Annotated in this window: 15 protein-coding genes and 6 tRNA genes; 17 read left to right on the plus strand and 4 right to left on the minus strand. The window is 55.7% G+C overall.

What is annotated here, in order from left to right; translation table 11 throughout:
* The first annotated feature begins 29 nt into the window (after positions 1 to 29).
* Together secD and secF are read left to right on the plus strand one after the other, a co-directional pair.
* The gene (secD, locus tag CA948_RS11615) at positions 30 to 1,901 is read left to right on the plus strand and encodes a protein translocase subunit SecD (RefSeq protein WP_108728068.1); all 1,872 of its coding nucleotides are present in this window, start codon (positions 30 to 32) and stop codon (positions 1,899 to 1,901) included.
* Positions 1,902 to 1,953: 52 nt separating this feature from the next.
* Entirely contained in the window at positions 1,954 to 2,892 is a 939-nt protein-coding gene (secF, locus tag CA948_RS11620) for a protein translocase subunit SecF (protein WP_108728069.1), read from the plus strand.
* A 589-nt stretch (positions 2,893 to 3,481) separates the two neighbouring features.
* Here the strand turns inward: secF and map are convergent.
* Both map and CA948_RS11630 read right to left on the minus strand, forming a co-directional pair.
* Positions 3,482 to 4,249 (minus strand): type I methionyl aminopeptidase, encoded by a 768-nt coding sequence (map, locus tag CA948_RS11625; protein WP_108728070.1) that lies wholly within the window; start codon positions 4,247 to 4,249, stop codon positions 3,482 to 3,484.
* On the minus strand, positions 4,246 to 4,467 hold the full coding sequence (locus CA948_RS11630; protein WP_094195682.1) for a ParD-like family protein: 222 nt from the start codon (positions 4,465 to 4,467) through the stop codon (positions 4,246 to 4,248). Before CA948_RS11630 ends, map begins: the two co-directional genes overlap by 4 nt.
* A 263-nt stretch (positions 4,468 to 4,730) precedes the next feature.
* Here CA948_RS11630 and miaB point away from each other — a divergent pair, with 263 nt between their 5' ends.
* The 5 genes from miaB to lnt all read left to right on the plus strand — a co-directional run bounded on the left by miaB (position 4,731) and on the right by lnt (position 10,237).
* Complete coding sequence (gene miaB / locus CA948_RS11635; RefSeq protein ID WP_094195681.1) at positions 4,731 to 6,131, plus strand: tRNA (N6-isopentenyl adenosine(37)-C2)-methylthiotransferase MiaB; 1,401 nt, start codon at positions 4,731 to 4,733, stop codon at positions 6,129 to 6,131.
* A gap of 3 nt (positions 6,132 to 6,134) precedes the next feature.
* Positions 6,135 to 7,130: a PhoH family protein gene (locus tag CA948_RS11640; RefSeq protein WP_108728071.1), complete on the plus strand. Its 996-nt coding sequence runs from the start codon at positions 6,135 to 6,137 to the stop codon at positions 7,128 to 7,130.
* Positions 7,123 to 7,599 carry an rRNA maturation RNase YbeY gene (gene ybeY, locus CA948_RS11645; protein WP_108728072.1) on the plus strand — a complete coding sequence of 159 codons (477 nt, stop codon included), beginning with the start codon at positions 7,123 to 7,125 and terminating at the stop codon, positions 7,597 to 7,599. The genes CA948_RS11640 and ybeY overlap by 8 nt, the downstream gene beginning before the upstream one ends.
* Positions 7,600 to 7,746: 147 nt before the next feature.
* Positions 7,747 to 8,628: an HlyC/CorC family transporter gene (locus CA948_RS11650; protein ID WP_094195678.1), complete on the plus strand. Its 882-nt coding sequence runs from the start codon at positions 7,747 to 7,749 to the stop codon at positions 8,626 to 8,628.
* Positions 8,615 to 10,237 carry an apolipoprotein N-acyltransferase gene (lnt, locus tag CA948_RS11655; protein WP_108728073.1) on the plus strand — a complete coding sequence of 541 codons (1,623 nt, stop codon included), beginning with the start codon at positions 8,615 to 8,617 and terminating at the stop codon, positions 10,235 to 10,237. Before CA948_RS11650 ends, lnt begins: the two co-directional genes overlap by 14 nt.
* A 57-nt stretch (positions 10,238 to 10,294) precedes the next feature.
* Here lnt and CA948_RS11660 read toward each other — a convergent pair whose 3' ends face one another.
* Positions 10,295 to 13,123, minus strand: coding sequence for an EAL domain-containing protein (locus CA948_RS11660; protein WP_108728074.1), 2,829 nt, complete (start codon positions 13,121 to 13,123; stop codon positions 10,295 to 10,297).
* Positions 13,124 to 13,661: 538 nt separating this feature from the next.
* Between CA948_RS11660 and CA948_RS11665 the strand changes: the two genes are divergently transcribed.
* The 10 genes from CA948_RS11665 (at position 13,662) to CA948_RS11710 (ending at position 20,207) form a co-directional block, all read left to right on the plus strand.
* Positions 13,662 to 13,737 (plus strand) — tRNA-Ala (locus tag CA948_RS11665).
* Between the two features lie 24 nt (positions 13,738 to 13,761).
* Positions 13,762 to 13,837 (plus strand) — tRNA-Glu (locus CA948_RS11670).
* Between the two features lie 24 nt (positions 13,838 to 13,861).
* Positions 13,862 to 13,938, plus strand: a tRNA-Asp gene (locus tag CA948_RS11675).
* A 124-nt stretch (positions 13,939 to 14,062) separates the two neighbouring features.
* Positions 14,063 to 14,138: transfer RNA gene (locus CA948_RS11680), tRNA-Ala, on the plus strand.
* A gap of 25 nt (positions 14,139 to 14,163) precedes the next feature.
* Positions 14,164 to 14,239 (plus strand) — tRNA-Glu (locus CA948_RS11685).
* A gap of 24 nt (positions 14,240 to 14,263) precedes the next feature.
* Positions 14,264 to 14,340 (plus strand) — tRNA-Asp (locus CA948_RS11690).
* A 373-nt stretch (positions 14,341 to 14,713) separates the two neighbouring features.
* Positions 14,714 to 15,325 carry a TetR/AcrR family transcriptional regulator gene (locus tag CA948_RS11695; protein WP_108728075.1) on the plus strand — a complete coding sequence of 204 codons (612 nt, stop codon included), beginning with the start codon at positions 14,714 to 14,716 and terminating at the stop codon, positions 15,323 to 15,325.
* A gap of 54 nt (positions 15,326 to 15,379) precedes the next feature.
* Complete coding sequence (locus CA948_RS11700; RefSeq protein ID WP_108728076.1) at positions 15,380 to 16,465, plus strand: efflux RND transporter periplasmic adaptor subunit; 1,086 nt, start codon at positions 15,380 to 15,382, stop codon at positions 16,463 to 16,465.
* On the plus strand, positions 16,462 to 19,533 hold the full coding sequence (locus CA948_RS11705) for an efflux RND transporter permease subunit (RefSeq protein ID WP_108728077.1): 3,072 nt from the start codon (positions 16,462 to 16,464) through the stop codon (positions 19,531 to 19,533). The genes CA948_RS11700 and CA948_RS11705 overlap by 4 nt, the downstream gene beginning before the upstream one ends.
* Positions 19,534 to 19,724: 191 nt before the next feature.
* Entirely contained in the window at positions 19,725 to 20,207 is a 483-nt protein-coding gene (locus tag CA948_RS11710; RefSeq protein WP_108728078.1) for a DUF3293 domain-containing protein, read from the plus strand.
* On the opposite strand, the gene CA948_RS11715 is transcribed toward CA948_RS11710, so the two are convergent.
* Complete coding sequence (locus CA948_RS11715; protein WP_094195671.1) at positions 20,184 to 20,606, minus strand: acyl-CoA thioesterase; 423 nt, start codon at positions 20,604 to 20,606, stop codon at positions 20,184 to 20,186. The two genes, CA948_RS11710 and CA948_RS11715, sit on opposite strands and share 24 nt — an antisense overlap.
* Positions 20,607 to 20,764 lie beyond the last annotated feature (158 nt).

Below are 20,764 nucleotides of genomic sequence, written 5' to 3' on the forward strand. Positions count from 1 at the left end.
GCCATTTCTGCACCCGTCGTAGATATCCCATGAATCGTTATCCCCTCTGGAAATATGTCATCGTCTTGGTCGCGCTGGCGATCGGCCTGATCTATACCTTGCCCAATCTGTTTGGTGAGTCTCCTGCTGTCCAGGTTTCCAGCGCCAAATCCACGGTCCGGCTTGAAACCAGCCTGATCAGCCATGTTGAAGCGCTGCTCAAGCAAAACAATATTCCTACGACGGGCTCGTATTTTGAGCAAAACGGACCCAACGCCACCGCGCGTTTCCGTTTTGAGTCCACCGATGTTCAGCTCAAAGCCAAAGATCTGATCGAGCGTGAGCTGAACAAGGACTCCACAGCGACCGCTCCCGACTACACCGTCGCTCTGAACCTGGTGTCCGCGTCGCCAGCCTGGCTGACCGCATTGGGCGCGCACCCCATGCACCTGGGCCTGGACTTGCGCGGCGGCGTTCACTTTCTGCTGCAAGTCGATATGCAGGGCGCACTGCAAGCCCGCTACGACTCCATGGTGGCTGATGCCCGCAGCGTGCTGCGCGAAGCCAAAGTACCTGTCGGGACCATCGAGCGCGATGGCCAGTCCCTGCGTATGGACTTTGCCTCGGCTGAGGATCGCGACCGCGCCCAGTCCGAAATGCGCCGCGCCATGCCTGATCTGGAGTTCATTCCTGCCGGCGATAGCGGCTTGACCGCTCGTTTGACGGAAACCGCCACCATCCAGGTGCAGACCAACGCGCTGACACAAAACATCACCACCTTACACAACCGCATCAACGAGCTGGGCGTGGCCGAACCCGTTATTCAACAACAGGGTTCGGACCGCATCGTGGTTCAGTTGCCCGGGGTACAGGATGTAGCGAAAGCCAAAGAAATTCTGGGCCGTACCGCCACGCTGGAACTGCGCATGGTGGAAGACTCCCCCGCTGCCGTTGCCGCGTTGAACTCGGGCACCGTGCCCTTTGGCCTGGAGCGCTACACCGAACGTGGCGGTGCTCCTTTGCTGCTGCGCCGTCAGGTCATCCTGACCGGTGAGAACCTGCAGGACGCCCAGCCTGGCCGCGACTCGCAAACCCAGCAGCCCACCGTCAACCTGACTCTGGACAACAAGGGCTCGCGTATTTTCCGCGACATTACCCGCAACAACATCAACAAGCGCATGGCCATTGTGCTGTTTGAAAACGGCGTGGGTGAAGTGGTGACAGCTCCGGTTATCCGCAGCGAAATTCCTAACGGCCAGGTACAGATCAGCGGCAGCATGAATGCTCAGGAAGCCGCCGACATTTCCCTGCTGTTGCGTGCCGGTTCGCTGGCCGCCCCCATGAGCATCATTGAAGAGCGCACGATTGGCCCAAGCCTGGGTGCCGACAATATTCGCCAAGGCTTTAACGCCACGCTGTACGGCTTTATTGCGATTGCCATCTTCATCATGCTGTATTACCACTTGATTGGCCTGTTCTCCACCATTGGCCTGACCTTCAACGTGCTTTTGCTGCTGGCTGTGCTGTCCATGCTGCAAGCGACTTTGACCTTGCCCGGTATTGCGGCCATTGCCTTGACACTGGGTATGGCCATTGACGCCAACGTGCTGATCAACGAGCGTATCCGCGAAGAATTACGCAATGGCGCCTCACCGCAACAAGCCATTCACCAGGGCTTTGATCGTGCCTGGGCCACTATTTTCGACTCCAACCTGACCAGTCTGATTGTGGGTGTTGCTTTGCTGGCCTTTGGCTCGGGCCCCATCCGTGGTTTTGCGGTGGTACACGTGATCGGCATTCTGACCTCCATGTTCTCTTCGGTGGTTGGGGTCCGTGCCCTGGTCAATCTCTGGTATGGCAACCGTCGTCGCCTGCAAGGGATTTCTATCGGCCAGGTCTGGAAGCCACAGGACAAGAAGTAAAGCGCCGGGGCCGGTGCAAACCGGCCAGGCACAACTACAGGCATAAAGCATCATGGAATTTTTTCGTATTCACCGCACTATCCCGTTCATGCGCCATGCTTTGGTGCTGAACCTGATCAGTTTTCTGACGTTTATCGCAGCGGTCGTTTTCATTATCTTGCGCGGCTTTCACCTGTCCATCGAATTTACCGGTGGTACGGTCATCGAAGTGCACTATCAGCAAACTGTACAGGTTGAGGATGTGCGCCGCTCGGTTCAGTCTTTGGGCTATACCGATTTTCAGGTGCAGAACTTTGGAACGTCGCAGGACATCATGATCCGCTTGCCCGTTCTGGACGGACAAGATTCGACCCAGCAAAGCGAACAAGTGCTCCAGGCCCTGAAGCAGCAACACTCAGATGTAGAGCTGCGCCGCGTGGAGTTCGTCGGCCCTCAGGTCGGGCAGGAGTTGTTAAATAACGGCTTGATGGCCCTGGCCTTCGTGGTTGCAGGCATCTTGCTGTACCTGGGTTTCCGCTTTGAGTGGAAGCTGGCTTTGGCATGTGCCCTTGCCAACTTGCACGACGTGGTCATCATTCTGGGCTTTTTCGCGTTCTTCCAATGGGAGTTCTCGCTGTCAGTGCTGGCCGGTGTTCTGGCTGTCCTGGGTTACTCGGTGAACGAATCCGTTGTGGTGATGGACCGTATCCGTGAAAACTTCCGCAAGCAGCGCAAGATGTCGGTATCGGAGATTATTGACCTGTCCATTACCCAGAACATCTCGCGTACCATCATCACCCACGGTTCTACCCAGATGATGGTGCTGTCGATTTTCTTCTTCGGTGGCCCCACGCTGCACAACTTCTCGCTGGCGCTGACCATCGGTATCTGGTTTGGTATTTACTCCTCCGTGTTCGTGGCCGCCGCTATTTCCATGTGGCTGGGCGTGAAACGTGAGGACCTGGTCAAGCCAATCAAGAAAGACGAAGGCGGCGAGGTTGTAGAAGGTTAAGTTGCTTCTTTAGTCGTTGTTCAAGACTAGCCCGACATTGTTGTGATGTCGGGCTTTTTTGTTTCTGGAGCTGCTAGATTGCGGGTAATAGGGTGGCAGACGTTTGTTTTATTGAGGGCCGGAGCAGGTCGGCGGGCGAGTCAGGTTGTTCGCCGCGGGCGGAGGCTGGATGCGGGGTACAAGGGTCGTGCTGTTTGAGGAGCACGCTTGCGGTTTGTCCGGAGGACAAACCGCGCTCCGAGTTCACGACCCGCCCGCATCTGGCCTCTGACAAGGGGACCCATGCGTAGCACGGGCGAATAACCCGCCAAGCCGACCTGCTCCGGCCCTCAATAAAACAAAAAGGGGTTTACTGCTGCCACCCTATATTCGGAATACTTCGGCACGATGGCTATACAACAAGCGATATTGCGATGGCAATATGGCGGAACTTCACTACTGTAGCGATCACGACAATGTCTACAGAGAAGCTCATTTCCATCAGGCTGATAGAACTTGCCGCAGTCATTTTCAGATCACAAGCAGCAAGGATCGGATAAGGCACGACAAGCCGACGGTGTGGGGAACGAAATGGTCGCAGACGACTTAATTAATGCGGGATGGTTTCATCCGGCCGCAACGTCAATACGCGCACACCACTTTCCGTCACAGCCACCGTGTGTTCAAACTGTGCCGACAGCAAGCCATCGCACGTACGTACGGTCCAGCCATCTTTCTCGGTTTGCACCGCATGGCCGCCTTGATTCAGCATAGGTTCAATGGTGAACACCATGCCCTCTTTCAGTCTCAAGCCTGTCCGCGGTGTCCCCCAGTGCAGGACCTCGGGCGCTTCGTGCATTTCTCGCCCGATGCCATGCCCGCAGTAATCGCGCACAACGGAGTAGCCATTCTTGCGTGCGTACTGCGAGATGGCAAATCCTACATCGCCCAAAGTCGCACCGGGACGCACGGCTTGTATGCCCTTCCACATCGCCCTATAGCAGGCATCGACCAGTTTTTGCGCAGCAGGAGCAACCTGCCCCACCATGTAGGTTTTGCTGGAATCCGCAATAAAGTCGTTCTTCTCCAGGGTGATATCGAAGTTCACGATGTCTCCCTCTCTGAGCACATCCGCCGTGGACGGCATACCGTGGCACACCACCTGATTAGGCGAGGCATTCAGAACATAGGCATAACCGTACTGCCCTTTGCTGGCGGGCCGGGCTTGCAGATCTTCAACGATGTAGCTCTCGACCAGATCATTGATCTGCATGGTGCTCATGCCAATCAGATCCAACTGATCCAGGTGCGTGAACACTTGAGCCAACAAACGACCTGACTCGGCCATCAAGGCAATTTCATCCGCCGTCTTGATCATGCTGACTCCATCTGATCCAGAGGCACCGCAGGCTCACCCAAACCGGCCGCCTTCATTTCACGAGCAACAATGTCGTTAAAGCTCAAGGTCGGATTCAGTTCGCACAGCAGTCCCATACGTATCCAGAAAGCGGCCTGCGCATTGATGGAGCGACATGAAACGGTGCTCGCTTTGCGTAACTGATCGTGCAGCTCGTCATCAATATTCACGATACCCATTTCTCAATCCCTATATGATTCATATACGAATCATATATTTCATAAAAACAGGACGCAAGCAAAACCTGGCCGAGAATCCTTATCCAACTCGATGCCCTGGCAAGGCTGCTTCCAGTTATCACCAGCCAAAGGGCGGCTTGTCTGCAACAAGTCCCACCACAGGAATCCCTGCTTGCTTGTGGCTCAAGCGAAGCTGAGCGTTATAATGCTCGATTCATCATTTTCAATGGCCCGCGGGATATACACCCGTCACGGCTCCTTCTATGACCGACACCACAATCTCTCCCCCCGCCAGCGCGGACGCTGCCACCAAGCCTGCCCGCAAGCTCTTCATCCGCACCTTTGGCTGTCAGATGAACGAGTACGACTCCGAAAAAATGGCCGACATCCTGAATCAGGATCGCCCTGTGGAGTTAACCACCAACCCCGAAGAAGCAGACATCATCCTGTTCAATACCTGTTCGGTGCGCGAGAAAGCGCAAGAAAAGGTGTTCTCGGATCTGGGCCGGGTTCAGCATCTGAAAGCGCTCAACCCTGATCTGGTGATTGGTGTGGGTGGCTGTGTCGCCAGTCAGGAAGGCGACACGATTATTCGCCGTGCTCCCTACGTGGACGTGGTGTTCGGGCCACAGACCTTGCACCGCCTGCCCGAGCTGATCGTCAAGCGACGCAACAGTGGCCGCTCGCAAGTGGACATCAGCTTTCCGGAAATCGAAAAATTCGACGCCCTGCCCCCAGCACGTGTGGAGGGATACTCGGCCTTTGTGTCCATCATGGAAGGTTGCAGCAAATACTGCAGCTTCTGCGTGGTGCCCTATACTCGTGGCCCCGAGGTCTCCCGCCCCTTTGACGACGTCCTGATGGAAGTGGCCGATCTGGCCGACCAGGGTGTGCGTGAAGTCACACTGCTGGGCCAGAATGTGAACGCCTACCGTGGCCCGACCGACGTCGCGGGCGAGATTGCCGACTTTGCCATGCTGCTGGAATACGTACACGAGATCCCCGGTATCGAGCGCATTCGTTACACCACCTCGCACCCCAAGGAAATGACCTCGCGCCTGATCGCCGCGCACGGTAACCTGCCCAAACTGGTGCCCTTCCTGCACTTGCCCGTACAGGCCGGCAGCGACCGTATTCTGGCTGCAATGAAACGCGGCTACACTTCGCTGGAGTTCAAATCCATCGTGCGTCGCCTGCGCGAAGCCCGCCCAGACATTGTCTTGTCCTCGGACTTTATCGTGGGCTTTCCCGGTGAGACTGAAGAAGATTTCCAGAAAACACTGAAGCTGATTCGCGATGTGAATTTCGACCAGTCTTTCTCTTTTGTATATTCCCGTCGCCCCGGTACGCCTGCCGCTGACCTGGAAGACACCACCACCAAAGAGGAAAAGCTGGACCGCCTGCATCGCTTGCAAGCGCAAATCAACGAGCAGGCACAGGCCATCAGCCAGGCCATGATTGGCAGCGTGCAACGCATTCTGGTCGAAGGCACCTCGCGCAAAGACGACTCGGAACTGAAAGGCCGTACCGAAAACAACCGCATCATCAACTTCCCCGGCGATACTCGCCTGATCGGACAAATTGTGGATGTGCATGTGACCCAAGTACTGACCAACACCCTGCGCGGAGAAATTGTGACCCATGACCGGGTTGCAGGAGCCTAATCGATGACTAGCCAACGCCGCCGCATGCCCACTGCCTTGCGTCTGGATGGAGACAATACCCATCTGGCCAATCTGTGTGGCCCTTTGGACGAAAACATCAAGCAAATTGCCATTGCCTACGGGGTCACCTTGCGTCGGCGTGGCAGCCATGTTTCGATTGAAGGCGAGCGCGCGGACGAAGCCGCCAAGGCCATTGACTGGTTCCATTCGCGTGCCGTACACCGTGCGCTGAATATCGACGATATTCAATTGGGCCTGGTCGAGCTGGGTGCCAGTCGTAGCCACGAAAAAGAGGACAAACCCGAGCCCCTGCCCGAGCTGCCCCCCGTAGGTCAGGAAGAAATTTCCCTGCGGACCGCCAAGCGCGACCTGCGTCCTCGCACACCCGGCCAACGCGAATACCTGCGCAATATTCTAAGCAACGACATCAACTTCGGCGTCGGTCCGGCCGGTACCGGAAAAACCTGGCTGGCAGTGGCCTGCGCCATTGATGCTCTGGAGCGCGAAGCCGTCCACCGTCTAGTGCTGACACGGCCCGCCGTAGAAGCCGGTGAGCGTCTGGGGTTTTTGCCCGGCGATCTGGCCCAAAAAGTAGACCCCTATCTGCGGCCACTGTACGACGCGCTCTACGACTTGATGGGCGTGGAAAAAGTACAGCGTCTGTTCGAGAAGCAAGTCATCGAGATCGCACCACTGGCCTATATGCGCGGCCGCACCCTGAACCACGCTTTTGTGATTCTGGACGAAGCCCAGAACACCACACCGGAACAAATGAAAATGTTCCTGACCCGCATCGGTTTTGGCAGCAAGGCCGTAATTACCGGCGACCCCACCCAGGTGGACTTGCCCAAAGGCCAGCGCAGTGGTTTGAATCACGCCGTCCAGGTACTGGAAAACGTGCAGGGTATTTCCTGCTCGCGTTTCAACAGCCGCGATGTGGTGCGTCACCCCCTGGTGGCGCGAATTGTGGACGCCTACGAGCGAGCCGGTGATGCCTGATCTGTCCCTGAGCGTCCAGTACGCTGTTGATTGCCCCGAGCTAAGCCGCTCCCGTATCCGCCGCTGGATGCAGCGCACCATTGACATGGCCGTTGAACGCACCCACCCCGAGGATCGCTTCACCGCCCTGTCCGCCACCTTGCGCATTGTGGATACCGAAGAAGGCCAAAGCCTGAACCTAAGTTACCGGGAACGCGACTACGCCACCAATGTGCTGACTTTTGAATATGGTCAGGACGAAGACGGTGTGGTCAGCGGCGATATCGTGCTTTGCCTGCCAGTGCTGGAACGTGAAGCCCAGGAACAGCAGAAACCATTTCTGCATCACGCAGCCCACCTGGTCGTGCACGGCTGTCTGCACTCCCTGGGCTACGACCACCTTGAAGAGGATGAGGCCAAAGACATGGAAGCACTGGAAACTGCAATCCTGGCCAGTTTTCACATCCCCAATCCCTATGAAGAGCGCTAGACCATCTGGGTACAGCGACTCGCGGTCAGCCATCAAAAAACAGCCCCAACACTGACCGTCCTGTGCGCATTCCGAATGATGACAGGTACATACCTTGTCATCGTTTTTCGGTTATGCTTAATTATTCCTTAACTCGTCCTTCGGACAATGTCAGACTCTGCTCCCGACCCCGAGCCCCGTCCTTCAAAGACCAGCTCAAGCAATCCCATCTCTCGCTTAAGTGCTTTTTTCAATCGGCGTCACGAACCCGAAGACCGAGAAGACCTTAAGTCTGTCTTGGTTGCGGCCCACGCCCGCAACGTTATCGACGACGAATCGCTGTCCATGATTGCCGGCACGTTGGACATGGCCAACAAAACCGTGGCCGATATCATGGTGCCACGATCCAAAATCGATATGCTGGACATCGCCAAACCGTTGACCGAGATGCTGCCCATCATTATTGAGACGGGCCACAGTCGCTTTCCGATCTACGAGACAGAACGCGACAACATCATCGGTATTTTGCTGGCCAAGGACTTGCTGCTCTCGATTGCCAATCCCACGCTGGATTTGCGACCGCTGATCCGTCCTGCCGTATTTATCCCCGAGACCAAGCGCCTGAACGTCTTGCTGCACGAGTTCCGTGGCAGCCGCAACCATCTGGCCGTCGTGATTGACGAGCACGGCGGTACGGCAGGCCTGGTCACCATGGAAGATGTGCTGGAACAGATTGTGGGCGACATCGAAGATGAATACGATGAGGACGCCGAGCAGACTATCTTCCAGGCCGGCCCCGACAGTTGGCGTGTCATGGCACTGACTGAAATTCCCGATTTCAACGAAGCATTCCATACCAGGCTTCCTAACGACGACTTCGATACAGTCGGTGGTTGGCTGGCATCCGAATTAGGGCACATCCCTCGCCGGGGCGATGTGGCCCAACTCGATGGCATCAGCATCACCGTTGTACGCGCCGACGCCAAGCGAGCCTTATGGTTGCACGTTCAGCGAGCCACACCCGCCGAGCCCGATCTTGAACAAAGCTGATTCCAAACCCTTACCCCAGGCGCTAAGCGTCGCTTTATTGCTGGTCCTGGGGGGCTTGCACGCCCTATCCTTCTCCATTGGCCCGCTGCCATCCTGGCTTCTGCCCTTCTACCAGATCACCTTGCTGGCTATCGCCTGCTCACAGATCATGGGCTCCAGGTCGGTGCGCCAAGCGTTTGGACGCAGCTACTTGTTTGGGCTTGGCCATTTTGGTGTAGGAATTTACTGGCTATACATCAGCATGCACCAATATGGTGGCATGCCTTCCTGGATGGCCGCTTTGGGTGTTCTATTGCTAGCCGCTGCCCTGGCCCTCTTTCCGGCCCTGGCTTCAGCGGTCTGGCAAAGATTGCGACCCAAGCACGATAGTGATTCCTGGTTACCACGATTGCTATTGTCCGCAGGCTGGGCAAGCTGTTGGGCACTCAGCGAATGGCTGCGCGGCAATTTACTCACTGGTTTTCCTTGGCTCAATATCGGCTACGCCCACGCGGAAGGGATGTTTACCGGCTGGGCACCCGTTGTGGGTGTATATGGTCTGGCCTGGTTGTCGGCTTTCAGTGCCGCTGTGATTGCCCAATTTGCCGCGTCCAAAGACAAGAACCAAAGCCCGTCCAGCGCGATCGGCATTGGTATCGCCATGATTTTCGGCCTGATCGGCATCAGCCTGCCGCATATTGCCTGGGTCCAATCGCATGGCGCGCCCTTTATTGCCCGCCTGGTGCAAGGCAATGTCGACCAAAGCGCCAAGTTCGGCCCTGATATGAGCGAGGGCATAGAGCGTTACTACGAGCTGGCGAACTTGCCCGCCAAATCCCCCGAAGACGCTCCGCGACTGATCGTTCTACCTGAAACCGTCATCCCTATCTTGCAAAACCGCTTAGAGAGCAGCTTCTGGCTGCGCTGGACGGAACTGGCACAGCGACGTCAAGCCAATCTGGTGCTGGGCGTCCCCATGGACCGTGGCACCGTCAACGGTAAGCTCAGCTATACCAATAGCGCTTTGCTGATCAGTCCCGAAACGCAGCCCCAAGACATCATCAACAGCACGGCCAGCTACTACGACAAGCATCATCTGGTGCCTTTTGGTGAATTCATCCCCACCGGCTTTCAGTGGTTTGTGGACATGATGAACATCCCCCTGGGGGATTTCCATCGCGGCGCTTTACCTCAAGCCCCCTTCAAAATGGCAGAGGGCCGAGTGGCCCCCAACATCTGTTATGAAGACGTGTTTGGCGAAGAGATCATCCGGGCTGTCCAAGGCGGCCCTGATCAGGAAGGTGCCACTTTGCTGCTGAACATCAGCAATCTGGGTTGGTTCGGCGATTCCTGGGCTTTGAGCCAACATTTGCAAATCTCCCGCATGCGGGCTTTGGAAACTGGCCGCCCCATGCTACGTGCGACCAATACCGGCATGACAGCCGCCATTGATCCTTATGGCCGGATTCGCGCAGTCTTGCCACCGTTGACCCCAGGTGTGCTGGATGTGGAAGTACAAGGCACCACCGGCCTGACGCCCTATGTCAAGTACGGCAATTTGCCCTTTTTGATTTGGGCGGGTCTGATTCTGCTTGTTTTCGCCTGGCGGTCTCGCCGCCACCAACCTTAAGCGGCACACACGCCCTCGCAGGCGTTGCGACTTGCCACTGAGCATGAAACGCCTCTACTACTGCAAAGTCTGGGGAGCATTGGCGGTGATATTGAATCGCCCCACGAACCCGCCTGCCTGCCTTTGGTTCCAGGCTTTACACCAGTCCACAAATTCATTGGCTGGGATAGGTGCGGAACACAAATAGCCCTGCATGAAGTCGCATCCCGCGCCGTTCAACAAATCCAGCTGCTCTTGAGTGGTCACCCCTTCTGCCACGACATGCAAGCCCAGCTTTTGGGCCATGACGATCATGGCCTGGGTCAGTACCAGATCCTCGCTACTCAATGCCAGATTGCGGATATAGCACTGGTCGATTTTGAGCACATTGATAGAAAACCGCTTCAGGTGCGACAGAGACGAATATCCCGTACCAAAATCATCCAGCGCCACACTCATACCGTATTCACGCAAGAAGCTTAGTTGTTGCAAAGCCTGCCCTTGATCGTCCAACAGCAAGCGCTCGGTAATTTCTACCACCAGCGCATCGCCCGGGATACCTTCGGCTTGCAAATACTGCACCCATTCGCGCGCACAAGAGCCATTCAGTTTGAATTGTGCAGGCGATACATTCAAACTGACTCTGAAGGCAGGGTCCAACTCTTGTCGTAGCTGAACAGCGGCCTGAGCAGCCGTCTCAAACACCCACTCACCGATCAGGACAATCAGCCCGGAATCCTCGGAAAAGGGGATGAACTCTGACGGTGGCACCAAGCCCAGTTGCGGGTGCTCCCAGCGAATCAGAGCCTCGGCACGCGTGACACGCCCGGTACGCAAATCCACAATGGGTTGGTAATAAAGCTGAAACTGCTGCTCGCTCAAGGCGTTTTGCAAATCCTGGGAGAACCGAAGCCGTGCCTCCACGGCTTCGCTCATGGCAGGCAAAAAGCGGCAGTATTGATTGCGGCCACACGCCTTGGCGGCGTACATGGCCATATCCGCATTTTTCAAAAGCTGCCCAGCATCGTCGCCATCCTCGGGAAACAGAGTAATGCCCACGCTGGCAGAGACGGATACCGAGTTATTGTCCAACTGAAACGGCTCCTCAATCGTATCCAGCAAACAGCGACAAGTACGTTCCACAATTGAAGTATCACTGATATCCGAGATGATGACAGTAAACTCGTCCCCGCCAATTCTGGCCACGGTATCCGTTACCCGCACGCAGCGCTGCAAGCGCTGCGCCACTTCCTGCAAAAGTACGTCGCCCTTTTCGTGCCCCAAGGAGTCGTTCACATCCTTGAAAAAATCCAGATCCATAAAGATGAGCGCAAAGGGCAAACCGGTGCGGCGGGAGCGTTCTCGAGCTTGCTGCAAACGATCCTGGAACATCTGACGGTTGGGCAAACCCGTCAAATGATCGTAATGCGCTTGCTTCCACATCTGCGCTTCACGCTTTTTATGACTGGTAATGTCGGTGAACAAGCCAATGTGGCGATACACCGTACCATCCGGATTCCAGGCGGTACTGATAGTCAAACGTTCGGCAAAGTCCTCACCATTCTTGCGACGATTCCAGATATCACCCTGCCACCGCCCCGTCTCTAAGATCTCGCGCCACATCTTGCGATAGAACTCGTTGTCCTGCCGTCCGGAATTCAAAATAGACAGGGTACGGCCACGAACTTCGTCCAGCTCATAGCCCGTAATGCGGCTGAAAGCCGGGTTGGCATCGACCACATGACCAAAACGATCCGTCACCACGATAGCTTCACAGGTGTTCTCATACACTACGGCGGCCAAGCGCCCTGTCACCTCATTGCGCACCCGAGTGGTGATGTCCTGCACCACCGCCACCACGGCCATACGTCCGTCCAGTTGGATGGGAATAGCACAAATCTCTACATCAATGGATTTGCCGTCATAGCGCAATGCCCGTGTTTCATAACGCAAACTGCTACCACCAGAACGCGAATCAGGCACTACTTGTGTCAGGGACGGGAATCGAGGTGACAAAAAAACTTGATCAACCGTGAACTCCTGACGCAATTGTGAACGGCTATAGCCCAATGTTTCAGCAAGCTTTTTATTGACGAAATCAAAGCGGCCATCGCGAGATATATAAACCCCCAATAAAGGGTTGTGACTCAAACTACGGTATATGGCGTTGAGCTGAGATAAATGACGTTGCTGAATAGAAAGCTGTGCATCCAGCTGTTGGATCTTCAAACCGCAGGCATTCAAAATTTGCGACAAATAGCGCGTTTCGCTGGTACCGGAACTGGTACTTTTGGCCCGATAATTACCATTCGTAAAGGCATGCCCTTGGGTCATCAACTGTCGCAAGGGATCGGCAGCCCAGGCACGCAACATGAAGTAAAACAGGCACAAAGCGACCAAATCCAGACTCAACATGAAAAACACGGTCCAGCGGTGCTGAGCCAGTGTACTTTCGCGTGAGGCCTCAAAGGCATCCAGCAATTGCTGGGTATTATGGCGAAACAGGGAGTCTTCCGCATTCAGGCTGGCAGCCGGCAAGAGCACCTGTTCCGAGCTGACCGGAAAGTCCAGACGCATCAAACGCCGCTGCCATTCATTGGTCAGCTGTGACACCAGCCCCAGCAAGGGTTTGTCCAACGGCAGCAGCATGACGCCATCGACCATGCCCCCTTCTCTGAGCAGATGCACTACCCCCTGGAACTGTTGATCCACTTGACGCAAGCGAGCGGGGGTTGAACTGGACGGTACCGCCAAGGCGACGGAATAGCTGATATCCGAGAGCTGGCGCAAGAGGCCGCTACTGGCTTGCAGACGCGTCTGTGCCTGATTCTGCTTGTAAATGACCGTAACCGTTGCCGAGATCAACAACAACCAGGCCAACAGCACCCAAATCAGCAAGGCACTCAAACTGATTCGTCTTTGTGCATCCACTGGAACTGGCAGAGGTGATGATATGCACTGCTTTGCTGACATAGCGCCATTAAATAAGAAAATGCAGGCTAAGAGATCGACCTACAAAACGTAATTATTGCAGGTGAAATGTTACTCAACGAAGCATAACATCATTAGATTACAGAGCAGCGAAAATTTCCTATAAACCCTTCATTTATGCGCCTAAGGAGCGGCGTAATGTTCCTTTGAAGGAACAAAAAAGCGATGCTAATACAGGAAATCATTTTCTTTTATTAGCCCATAAATGAAATACTACGACACAAATAGGCACAAAGTTTTGTAACAAATAAAAAGATACAAGAACCTCCCAGGACTAGGCCCCCCCTTTACCCCCTCCCCCGGCTGGGACATCATTTTCTGCCCCCCCCAAACCGCGTCATCTAAAGTTTTTTCACTTTATTTTGTTTTTTTTCTTCAAAAGACTTGCACAAAGGCAAAAACATCTTCATAATCTCAATTCTTCGTTGGTGGTCAACACAAAGAACACCGAAATGGGGGTATAGCTCAGCTGGGAGAGCGCTTGCATGGCATGCAAGAGGTCAGCGGTTCGATCCCGCTTACCTCCACCAAAACGAAGATTAGCTGTAAGTCCTGTCCCCTTCGTCTAGAGGCCTAGGACACCACCCTTTCACGGTGGGTACAGGGGTTCGAATCCCCTAGGGGACGCCAAAGCTTTTGCTTGGCAACCGCTGCGGAGCGGTAGTTCAGTTGGTTAGAATACCGGCCTGTCACGCCGGGGGTCGCGGGTTCGAGTCCCGTCCGCTCCGCCAAAAGATTTTAAAAATCAGTCTTGTACTGGTTTTAGCAGTTTGAAGTGGCAAGCCTCGTCAAGCCTGACACTTATTTCGATACTTGGGTGTTTTGACACAGTCAAAATACAAAGTAAAGAAAATTGGGGGTATAGCTCAGCTGGGAGAGCGCTTGCATGGCATGCAAGAGGTCAGCGGTTCGATCCCGCTTACCTCCACCAAAACGACGATTAAGTTGTAAGTCCTGTCCCCTTCGTCTAGAGGCCTAGGACACCACCCTTTCACGGTGGGTACAGGGGTTCGAATCCCCTAGGGGACGCCAAAGCTTTTGCTTGGCAACCGCTGCGGAGCGGTAGTTCAGTTGGTTAGAATACCGGCCTGTCACGCCGGGGGTCGCGGGTTCGAGTCCCGTCCGCTCCGCCAAAGAATTCAAAAAGCCTGATAGATTTCGATCTATCAGGCTTTTTTCATGCCCGCTACTCAAGTTACCTAGCTTCAGCACCAGGCACACCTCAAAATGGCAGCTCTGGTCCATTATCAGATCTCGATCCTCTATAGCTGGCACGCTCATCGGACTCCCAGAAAGCCAGATAGCTCTGCTGACATTCAGCAGGTTCCTCACCTTCTTTCTCGCCAATCCACAAGCGCGTTGCAGCGTAGCCGGACGCGGCACCCCAACCACCAACCCCTCCGCGACCAAACAGTCAATTCGTGGTTTCAGGCACGCAATTATCTTGCCCCTGAGACGCAAGGAAGTTAATGTATTGCGTTATCGTTACTTCAACATTCAACTTCCATGTCCGCCAGCACCTTGGGCCAGCGAGGCCCGACCGAGCACCATCGCCGCGAACAGATTATTGAGCAGGCCAATGCTCATTTCCGGCTCTACGGATATCGCAAGACCTCGGTTGCCAGTCTGGCCAAGTCCATAGGCGTATCCAGCGCCTATCTCTATCGTTTTTTCGACTCCAAACAGGCCATTGGCCAAGCAATTTGTCATTCCGTGCTCAATGGCATGCACGTGCAACTGCAGCAAATTGTTGAAGGCGATTTACCGCCTATTGAACGCCTGCGCCATTTCATTGAAACCGCCTGCAATCTAAGCCTGGAGCTGTTCTTGCGGGAAGGCCGCATGCAAGAGGTGGTGATTGAGGCTCTGCAAAACAACTGGGCCACAGTCGACCAGCACAGAGAGGATTTGCTGACCCAAATTACCGCACTGGTGCGTGCGGGTCGGGAAAGTGGCGACTTTGAGCGTCGTACTCCCCTGGACGAAGTGGTCCAAGGCATCTTGTTTGCCTTGACCGCCTGCCTGCACCCCGTCTTGCTAGAAATACACCCCCCTGAAAAAACCCGTCAAGGCTTGCTGGTGGTCACCCAGCTAATCCTGCGCAGCCTGATGCCCTGAGCATCAAATCCCAAGTTACAGTTCATCCAACTCTTTACTTACCCGGAGTCCTGCATGGCTCTTTTCCGCTCTCTTAGCCCCGTTTTAAGTTTGTCTGCCGCCCTTGTACTGATGGGGTGTAGTCAGCAGACCCAAGAGGCAGACCCTCGCACTCAGGCTCCTTTGGTAATTCAAAGTGTTGTTGCGCCCAAGGCCGATCAGCAGCGGCGTTTCCTGGGCTTGGTTAGCGCGCGAATCGAGAGCCCGCTGGCATTTCGGGTAGGCGGCAAGATTGATACGCGCCAGGTCCAAAACGGCGAGCATGTAAAAAAGGGTCAGCTCTTGATGACTCTGGATCCCAAGGATCTGCAACTGGATCATCGTGCTCGTCTGGCTGCCGTGCAGGCGGCCCAAGCTCAGGCAGAACAAGCCCAGTCAGACTACAAGCGTTTATCCCTGCTTGTCGATCAGGGGGGTGTCTCCCGTCAGGCCCATGAGCAAAGCAGACAAGCGCTACGCAGCGCCCAGGCGAACTTGAAGTCAGCGCAAGCACAGGCTGACCTTGCCCGCAACGCAGGCCAGTACAGTTCCCTGAAGGCTGAGGCCAGCGGCATCATTACCGCCCAGTTGGCTGATGTCGGTCAGGTTGTCAGTGCGGGGCAAGCCGTGCTGCGCCTGGCCCAGGACGGCCCACGTGATGTCATCGTCAGTTTGCCCGAACAATGGGATCTTCCACTGGGCACCCGCGCCACGATCGAGCTGACTGACTCCCAGGAAAGCCTGCCCGCCCAACTGCGTGAGTTGGCACAATCCTCTGACCCCGCCACTCGCAGCTATCAGGCCCGCTTTTCCTTCGAGGGTGAGAATGTCACTGCCCGACTAGGCTCCAGCGCCATCGTGCATTTGACACCTCCCGATGCAGACGCCTTGAATCAGGTGCCACTGACCGCCATTTACGATGCGGGCAAAGGCCCCGGCGTATGGGTCATTGATAATCAGAAAACCGTGCACTGGCAGCCTGTGACGATTGCCAAACTGGCCCAAGAGTACGCCTACCTCTCCAAAGGCCCTGAAACCGGTACAACCATTGTGGCCCTGGGTGCCAATCTACTGCACGAAGGCCAGGAAGTACGCCCAGAAATGCGCGGGGCCAAACCATGACAGGCCGCTTCAATCTTTCAGCATTGGCCGTGCGCGAACGGGCCATCACACTGTTCCTGATCATTGCTCTGGCAGCCTCCGGCATTTACTCCTTCGTGAAACTGGGACGAGCCGAAGACCCGGCGTTTACCGTAAAAGTGCTGACGGTCACTGCCATGTGGCCCGGAGCGACGGCTCAGGAAATGCAGGATCTCGTGGCCGAACCCATGGAAAAACGCATGCAGGAGCTGCGCTGGTTTGACAGGGTAGAGACGGTTACCCGCCCTGGCACAGCCCTGATGGTCGTGACCTTGAAAGACACCATGCCGCCGGCGGACGTCCAAAGCGAGTTTTATCAACTACGCAAAAAGCTGCAAGATCAAGCTCCACGTCTGCCCAAAGGCGTGCAAGGCCCCTTCGTGAACGATGAATATTCGGACGTGTCCTTTAGCCTGTTCGCCCTGCAAGCCCCAGGCTTGCCACCGCGATTACTGACTCGCGAAGCCGAGAAGGTGCGCAGCCAGTTGCTGCAGGTTCCCGGCGTCAAGAAAGTCAACATTCTGGGCGAGCAAAGCGAGCGCATCTTTGTCGATCTGGACGAGGCCAAGTTGCACAATCTGCAACTGAATCCTCAACAGATCCTGGAAGCCTTGTCCAAACGCAGCGCCATGACCGCCAGTGGTGCGGTCAGCACCGATGGACCACGCATTCATCTTCGCCTCAGTGCCGGACTGGATGATATAGAGGCCATCAGCAATACCTATATCTACGTACAAGGTCACACCTTGCGACTGGGCGATATTGCCACAATCAGCCGGGGTTACGAGGACCCGCCCAGCTTCGAGATTCATCACAACGCCCAATTTGCCATGCTGCTGGATGTCGTGATGCAGGAGGGCTACAACGGCCTGTATCTGGGCAAGGATCTGGAAAAGGCACGGGAAGATATTGCCGCTGCCCTGCCTCTGGGTTTCTCGCTGGAGACCGTGACCAACCAGTCGGTGAACATTGCTTCGGCCGTGGGCGAGTTCATGTTCAAGTTCTTCGCAGCACTCAGCGTCGTGCTGCTGGTGTGTCTGATCAGCATGGGCTGGCGTGTGGGAATTGTGGTGGCAGCAGCCGTCCCCCTGACGCTGGCCATGGTGTTCGTCATCATGATGATGACGGGCAAGGTGTTTGACCGGGTGACGCTGGGTGCGCTGATTATCTCGCTGGGCCTGCTAGTGGACGACGCCATTATTGCGATCGAGATCATGATCGTGAAAATGGAAGAAGGCATGGACCGCCTGAAAGCCGCTGCCTATGCCTGGAACCATACGGCAGCTCCCATGTTGTCCGGCACCCTGGTGACGATCATTGGCTTTCTGCCAGTGGGTTTTGCCCGTTCCTCTGCTGGAGAATACGCGGGCAATATCTTCTGGATTCTGGCCGCCGCCCTACTGACTTCCTGGCTGGTTGCCGTGGCTTTCACTCCCTATATGGGCGTGAAACTGCTGCCCGCCATTCCTGCCCGTCCAGGCGGTCACCAAGCCATTTATGACACCCCCAACTACAAGCGTCTGCGCCGCATGATTGCCTGGTCGGTACACCACAAGTTTCTGGTGGCCGGCATTGTGGTGGGTGCCTTCGTGCTGGCAGTTGTAGGCATGGGTTTCGTCAAACAGCAATTCTTCCCCACCTCCGATCGGCCCGAGCTGCTGGTAGAAGTGCAGTTGCCTGAAGGCAGCAGCATTCAGTCCACGCAGGCCGTTACTCGCAAGGTCGAGAGTTGGTTGCGCGAGCAGCCCGAGACCAAGCTGGTGACCAGCTATACCGGGCAAGGCGCACCGCGCTTCTTTCTGTCCTACAACCCAGAACTGCCCGACCCTTCTTTTGCCCGTCTGGTGGTGCTGACCGCCGATTATCACGACCGCGATGCTCTGCTGCAACGCTTTCGCCAGGTGGTGGCCGATGGTTTGACGCCAGAAGCGCGAGTGCGCGCAACGCAACTGGTGTTCGGCCCATCCACCAAATACCCCGTGGAGTTTCTGGTGCGCGGCCCCGACCTGGACACGCTACGCGATATTTCCGAGCAGGCCATGACGATTATGCGTGCCGACAAGGACATGCGTCAGGTGAACGTGGATTGGGGTTCGCGTGTGCCCGTCTTAAAGCTAAATGTAGACCCTCAACGCCTGCAGGCACTAGGCCTGAATCGTCAGAGTCTGGCAGAACAAATCCAGTTGCAGCTGGACGGCGCAACGGTTGCGGAATACCGCGAGGATTTACGTAATGTACTGGTCGTAGCGCGCAGCTCGGCCGTCAACCGCCATGATCCCACTCGCCTGTCCGGCCTGACCGTCATGAATGATCAGGGCCAGAATCTACCTTTGGAGCAAGTCGGCAAGCTGGAAATCATGCAGGAAGAACCCAAGCTGGCACGTCGCAACCGCCTGCCTACCATGACGGTACGGGGTGATATTGCTCCGCACGTACAACCGGCAGAGGTCGCCAACCGGGTGATGAAGGAGTTTGCCTCCTTGCAAGCTTCCCTGCCCCCTGGCTACCTGATCGAGATGAGCGGCATTACCGCCGAGGCCAAGAAATCCAACGACGCGCTGCTGCCCGTTTTCCCGGTCATGATTGCGCTGATGCTGCTGGTTATCGTGATTCAAGTGCGTTCGCTATCGAACATGATCATGGTGTTCCTGACGGCCCCCTTGGGCCTGATCGGCAGCGTACCTGCCTTGCTGATTTTCCAGCAGCCCTTTGGTTTTACCGCGATTCTGGGGCTGATCGGTCTGGCGGGGATTTTGATGCGCAATACCTTGATTTTGATTGAGCAGATCAAGACCAACCGGGCCGAGGGTGCCTCGCCCTACGACGCCGTAATCGAGGCCACCGTACAGCGTGCCCGCCCCGTTATTCTGACGGCGCTGGCGGCGGTACTGGCCTTCATCCCGCTGTCCTTCTCCGTGTTCTGGGGCTCCATGGCCCTGACGCTGATCGGTGGCACGGCGATTGGCACCATCCTGACCCTCCTGTTTTTACCCAGCTTGTATTCGATCTGGAATCGAATCCAGGACCCACGCGTCTCATCACTTGCTTGAAGGCTGAAACTATGTAAATAATGGATGCATGGTTTGGACCGAACCCCGCACGCGAGGCAGGCATACCGCCTGCCAGCCGCCCCCACAAAAGGGAGCATTTTTTGCCCACGGACGGGGGTTTGTGAGGGAAAAACCATGTGTCCCACGGCCAGTCTTGTGGGCCTGGAGAACAGAACGACGCCAGTTAGCTTATGTCTACACCGAACAACTTGCCCGCCGCCCTGTCTCACGCTTTCGAGAAGGCAATTTACCGAGTACACAGCCCTCAGGGCGATATAGACGTGCGCATCGGCCAGCTCAACCGCACTCTGAATCAATTGCTGGAACAAGAAAACAGTCGTGGCGCAGCGATTTTGACCGCCTGCAATCCAGGCGCCCAAATTTGCAGCCGCGCCTTTAACGATGCCGTTCAGGAAACCCTGCTACGCGATTTGCAAAAACAGGACCTTCATTGGTGGCCCGCCGTGAACCTGGACCCCAAAGGCAAATGGCCGGATGAACCCAGCTTGCTGGTATTGGACATCAGTCTGCAACAAGCGCGCTGGCAAGCACGCCTGTTCAAGCAATTGGCTTTTGTCTATATCCCGACCAATGGCAAACCACAGTTGCACCACGTGCAGCAGCGACTGCCTGTCTCCAATCAGGCTGATTTAAACAGCCCTGCTCCCTTCTAGACGCTGACGGAAACCATCGGCAATGGCAGCTCCTTTCAGCCGCCCCTCCGGCAAGACCCGCGCCCAGGCACGCCACTCGTGGCCAGTTGCTACCAGCACACCATCCATATTGAAGACTTGATATTCAAGCTTGAAACGCCGCTCCAGCCATTGGGTCACATGCACACAAACGCGAATTTCGCGGTCATAGGTAACAGGTGCGCGGAAGTTGGCACCGACATCCACCAACGGGGTTACGGCATCGTATTCTTGTCGCAAGACACGCTGGCTCAAACCAGCCTGCCGCAGCCACGCCTGATACGTGCAATCAAACCAGTAAAAATAGTTGGGATAAAAAACAATCCCGGCCTCATCGCAATCACCCCACTCCACCGTGATGCGGCGCTCGAACACGTGCATGTTTATCCTTTCGCAAAATCACCGGTCAGTTTACCGCGGATAAAAAGGTGGAAACCACGCTAATCAGGTACTAAACCAGCAACGGAAACATTTTGCAAACACTGGCCAAGAAACAATTTGTATCGCTATCAGGCATGTCAATTAAGCGAAGTTAGCAA

Origin of the sequence: Alcaligenes aquatilis, assembly GCF_003076515.1 — a bacterium.
GTDB lineage: Bacteria > Pseudomonadota > Gammaproteobacteria > Burkholderiales > Burkholderiaceae_B > Alcaligenes > Alcaligenes aquatilis.

What these genes read in the sequence shown, in the direction of transcription:
- secF (WP_108728069.1), top strand. Translation starts at nt 1,954, where the DNA reads ATGGAATTTTTTCGTATTCACCGCACTATCCCGTTCATGCGCCATGCT.
- CA948_RS11710 (WP_108728078.1), top strand. Translation starts at nt 19,725, where the DNA reads ATGTCTACACCGAACAACTTGCCCGCCGCCCTGTCTCACGCTTTCGAG.
- CA948_RS11705 (WP_108728077.1), top strand. Translation starts at nt 16,462, where the DNA reads ATGACAGGCCGCTTCAATCTTTCAGCATTGGCCGTGCGCGAACGGGCC.
- ybeY (WP_108728072.1), top strand. Translation starts at nt 7,123, where the DNA reads ATGCCTGATCTGTCCCTGAGCGTCCAGTACGCTGTTGATTGCCCCGAG.
- secD (WP_108728068.1), top strand. Translation starts at nt 30, where the DNA reads ATGAATCGTTATCCCCTCTGGAAATATGTCATCGTCTTGGTCGCGCTG.
- miaB (WP_094195681.1), top strand. Translation starts at nt 4,731, where the DNA reads ATGACCGACACCACAATCTCTCCCCCCGCCAGCGCGGACGCTGCCACC.
- CA948_RS11700 (WP_108728076.1), top strand. Translation starts at nt 15,380, where the DNA reads ATGGCTCTTTTCCGCTCTCTTAGCCCCGTTTTAAGTTTGTCTGCCGCC.
- map (WP_108728070.1), bottom strand. Translation starts at nt 4,249, where the DNA reads ATGATCAAGACGGCGGATGAAATTGCCTTGATGGCCGAGTCAGGTCGT.
- CA948_RS11695 (WP_108728075.1), top strand. Translation starts at nt 14,714, where the DNA reads ATGTCCGCCAGCACCTTGGGCCAGCGAGGCCCGACCGAGCACCATCGC.
- CA948_RS11640 (WP_108728071.1), top strand. Translation starts at nt 6,135, where the DNA reads ATGACTAGCCAACGCCGCCGCATGCCCACTGCCTTGCGTCTGGATGGA.
- CA948_RS11650 (WP_094195678.1), top strand. Translation starts at nt 7,747, where the DNA reads ATGTCAGACTCTGCTCCCGACCCCGAGCCCCGTCCTTCAAAGACCAGC.
- CA948_RS11715 (WP_094195671.1), bottom strand. Translation starts at nt 20,606, where the DNA reads ATGCACGTGTTCGAGCGCCGCATCACGGTGGAGTGGGGTGATTGCGAT.
- CA948_RS11630 (WP_094195682.1), bottom strand. Translation starts at nt 4,467, where the DNA reads ATGGGTATCGTGAATATTGATGACGAGCTGCACGATCAGTTACGCAAA.